This window comes from Peribacillus sp. NPDC060253, assembly GCF_042727425.1.
Taxonomy (GTDB): Bacteria; Bacillota; Bacilli; order Bacillales; family DSM-1321; genus Peribacillus.
In genome coordinates, this window is the sequence record NZ_JBHXAS010000215.1 from 1 (window position 1) to 4,189 (window position 4,189).

General features: G+C 37.1%; 4 protein-coding genes. 2 read left to right on the forward strand and 2 right to left on the reverse strand.

The features are described from left to right. The first annotated feature begins 221 nt into the window (after positions 1–221). Entirely contained in the window at positions 222–1,832 is a 1,611-nt protein-coding gene (locus tag ACFWE9_RS26090) for a glycoside hydrolase family 10-like protein (protein WP_377359551.1), read from the forward strand. 165 nt (positions 1,833–1,997) lie between these two features. Beyond that, positions 1,998–3,149 (forward strand): anhydro-N-acetylmuramic acid kinase AnmK, encoded by a 1,152-nt coding sequence (anmK, locus tag ACFWE9_RS26095; protein ID WP_377359553.1) that lies wholly within the window; start codon positions 1,998–2,000, stop codon positions 3,147–3,149. A gap of 267 nt (positions 3,150–3,416) precedes the next feature. Here anmK and ACFWE9_RS26100 read toward each other — a convergent pair whose 3' ends face one another. Further along, positions 3,417–3,641: a hypothetical protein gene (locus ACFWE9_RS26100; protein WP_377359555.1), complete on the reverse strand. Its 225-nt coding sequence runs from the start codon at positions 3,639–3,641 to the stop codon at positions 3,417–3,419. A 17-nt stretch (positions 3,642–3,658) separates the two neighbouring features. Continuing rightward, on the reverse strand, positions 3,659–4,021 hold the full coding sequence (locus ACFWE9_RS26105; protein ID WP_377359557.1) for an alpha/beta hydrolase: 363 nt from the start codon (positions 4,019–4,021) through the stop codon (positions 3,659–3,661). Positions 4,022–4,189: the final 168 nt, after the last annotated feature.

Below are 4,189 nucleotides of genomic sequence, written 5' to 3' on the forward strand. Positions count from 1 at the left end.
TGTATATACTTTTTTAAAAATTAATTTTAGAATATACGTAATCTACTTGAATTATTTGCTATATTTCTACTAAAAATGTCGTTTTACACTAAAATAGCTATTTCGATGTTTTTACTAGACCTCTCTCTATTGATGTGACGACATGCGTATATTCATTATTTGTTAACGCTTACAAATAATCGCATATAAAAATTACAAAATGAAATGAGGTTGTTCTATTGATGAATGGAAGAATTGCAAAGAGAAAATTAGGTTCATTGGCACTTACTGCATTGGTGGGAGGATCCCTTCTCCTTCCAGCTGATTTGATTGCAAGTGCGGAGTCAACACCACTCCCACAACAAACGACTTACGTAAAACAGGAACTGCGCGCAACTTGGATTGCGAGTGTGTTAAACATTGACTGGCCGTCCAAACCTGGATTATCTGTTTCCACTCAGAAAGAAGAATTTATAAAATATTTGGATGAACAAAAAGCGATGGGGATGAATGCTGTTGTCATGCAGATTAAACCGACCGCTGATGCTTTTTATCCCTCTGAATATGGTCTTTGGTCACAATATTTAACAGGCGTTCAAGGAAAAGATCCGGGATACAATCCTCTTGCATTCATGGTTGAAGCAGCTCACGAACGCAATATGGAATTCCATGCGTGGTTTAATCCTTACCGCATTACCATGCCTCTAGGTAAAACGGCTGAGCTAACGGATCTTGATAAACTTCCAGAATCTCATCCTGCTAGAAAGCACCCGGATTGGGTTATACCCTATGGACAACAATTGTACTTTAACCCAGGTGTTCCTGAAGTACAGCAGTTTGTGATTGACGGAATTATGGAAGTGGTTAAAGAGTATGATATCGATGCAGTCCATATGGATGATTATTTTTACCCTTACAAGATTGCTGGAGTACCTTTCCCAGATGAAGAATCCTATCAAAAATATGGTGCAAGTATATTTCCAAATGTAGAAGATTGGCGCAGGGATAATGTAAACAATCTTGTAAAGCATATTAATGAACAAATCAAAGCTGAAAAACCATATGTGAAGTTTGGTATTAGCCCATTTGGAGTTTGGCGTAACAAAGCAGTCGATCCCACAGGTTCCGACACTGCTGCAGGACAAACGAATTACGATGATTTATATGCGGATACTAGAACATGGATCAATAATGGATACATTGATTATATCGCGCCCCAATTATACTGGAATATAGGGTTGCCAGTAGCCGACTATGCAAAACTCCTTGATTGGTGGACTAAAGAAGTCGAAGGTAAAAACGTTCAGCTCTATATTGGACAAGGAGACTATAAAATCAATACAGAGTCGAACGGGGTCCAAAACTGGTTTAATCCAGAGGAAATGCCAAACCAGTTAAAATTAAATCGGACCTATAAAGAATTTGATGGAAGCATGCATTTCAGTGCGAAAGATCTTCGTAATAATCCCCTGGGGATAGCAGATCGATTAAGCAACGATATTTATAAATATCCCGCATTGGTTCCGCCAATGCCTTGGATAGATGATAATGCCCCAAAGGCTCCAAATTTGGGCAGAGTAAAACAAACAGGCGATGGCATACAATTTGAAATTGCCGATCACAAGCATTCAGATTCATCGTATTATGCCATTTATCGTTTTGAAGGAAAGAAAAAAGGAAACATTGAAGATTCTAAGAACTTGCTGACAACAGTTCATAAAGAAATGAAAAGTCAATTATTTAATGATCCCACTGTAGAAAAAGGAAAGACTTACACATATGCTGTGACAGCCTTGGACCGCACCCATAATGAAAGCAAACAAACGAAGCAAATGATAATAAAAGTAAAATAATCATCAACATCATTAAAGTATGATAGAGGCCGAAAAGTAACCATAATAAGCGTATTTCCCTTACAATGGTGAAGGATAAAACATGCAAGAATCTTTGTGTATATTATACTCTTGCAAAATGATTGATTATTATGGAAAAGACAATTAGAGGTAGGTGGATTGACAATGTACATAGTAGGATTAATGTCTGGAACATCATTAGATGGAATTGATGCTGCACTTGTTCGAGTGAATAATAGTGGGCTAAAGACTGAAATTGAAATGATTGAGTTCATTACCTATCCTTTTCCAAAAGCTATTGAAAATGAAATTATGCAGTCTTTGTCCATAGAAACATCCAATGTGCAGTTAATTTGCAGTTTGAATTTTAAGTTAGGAAAATTATTTGCCGAAGCGGTAAAGGAAGTTTGTAATAAAGCTAGATTTCCAATTGAAGAACTGGATCTTATAGGATCCCACGGTCAAACCATTTACCACCAGCCTTTACAGGAACAAAATTGGATACCCTCAACGTTGCAAATTGGGGAAGCTGCTGTTATCGCTCATGATACGAACACTATGGTGATATCAAATTTTCGTACGATGGACATGGCTGCAGGAGGACAAGGAGCTCCGCTTGTTCCTTTTACTGAATATATACTATATAGAAGTGAAACGAAGGGGAGATTACTTCAAAATATAGGGGGCATTGGAAATGTAACCGTCTTACCCAAGCAAGCATCTCTGGATGACATGTATGCTTTTGATACAGGGCCTGGTAATATGATCATTGATGAAGTATGCCGCCAACTGTTCCATACAAAATATGATGACGGTGGTAAATTAGCTAAGCAAGGACACATTAATGATGAACTATTATCTTATTGTATCAGTCACCCTTATATTATGAGCCCTCCACCAAAATCAACTGGTAGAGAATTGTTTGGCAAGCAGTATGTAGTCGAACTTTTAAAGATGTTCGAATCACTTCCAAACCATGATATTTTAGCAACCGTAACGATGTTTACGGCAAAATCTATTGTAGAGAACTATCGCAATTTCATCTTTCCAAAAACCGATATAGAAGAAGTGATTATTGGCGGCGGTGGCAGCTACAATAAAACATTATTAGATATGATCCAATCCTTACTTGGAACGTCTATTCAAGTCTTAACCCAAGAAGAGTTGGGATACTCTTCTGAAGCAAAAGAAGCGGTAGCATTTGCCCTGCTTGCAAATGAGACCTTTCACCGTAAACCTAGTAACGTTCCTAAAGCAACCGGCGCTAAAACTGATGTCATTCTTGGAAACATCACCTTCCCTCCTTCAAAACATTGAATGAAGGAGAAAATACTATAAAATAATCAATTCCCCTTAGATGATATATCTTAGGGGAATTTTCATTGAGAGCACCCTTTCGGCCGAATTCTTTGATTGTAGGTCGAATTCTTTCCGGTGTAGGTCGGATTATATTTTGGGAATGAGTTCTATTTTGGAAAAATTGAAGGTGGCCGAATGTTTTCTTAACGGTGCATCCTACGGCAACTCCTTATGGTTAAAAAATAGTGGTGCACACCAATGTCTTGATGTGCACCACTACAATTCTTAGAATGTTTTTTTATGTGTCTCCATGGCAGGCATAAACTCCCGAATACTTTTCATATGTTCAATGTTTTGAATGGTTTCAAATATCCACTTCGCAGATTCTTTGCCTAGGAGCGGCGTGGTCAGCCAGAAAAACTTTTCTTTTTTTTCTTCAGCCTTTAACGGAAAATCATAATCTCCCCTTGCTTGTATTATAGAAGATTGATAAGTGTTACCATCCTGCATGATTATTTGAACCCTACTTAATGCTTTTTCAGGAAAAGCATACCCCAACCTATCAATCCTATTCTATCTGAATCTACTTCTTCCTGGAGGGAGAGGAATGTTATCGCATTTTGAATATCTTCTACCTGCTCATCCAAAATAACGCGACCTTCTTCACCTTCACTTTTCGCGAAGCTCCGATAATCGAATCCTAAGCAAACATAACCTGCCGCTGTTAAATTTTCCGCAAATAACTTTGGATAAAATTCATTAAACCCTTGATATCCAGAATTCGGAATAATAGCCGGTCTTTTTTCGCCTTTTTTATAATCGTCTGGAAGATACACTGTGCCATCTAATTTGTAACCTTCACTATAAAATTGAATTTGACGCTTTATCATTTCCCTACCTACAATAATGTTTTAATAGCTTTCATTATTAGTTATTGCAAGCAGCGTGCCAGTTTAATATTTGACTATTAGAATTAGAAAAAAGGAGAAAATAAAAGAAAATTCTAAAAATAGCCATTGCAAAAATCGATTAAAACTGAAAATATGTAAAGAATTTTT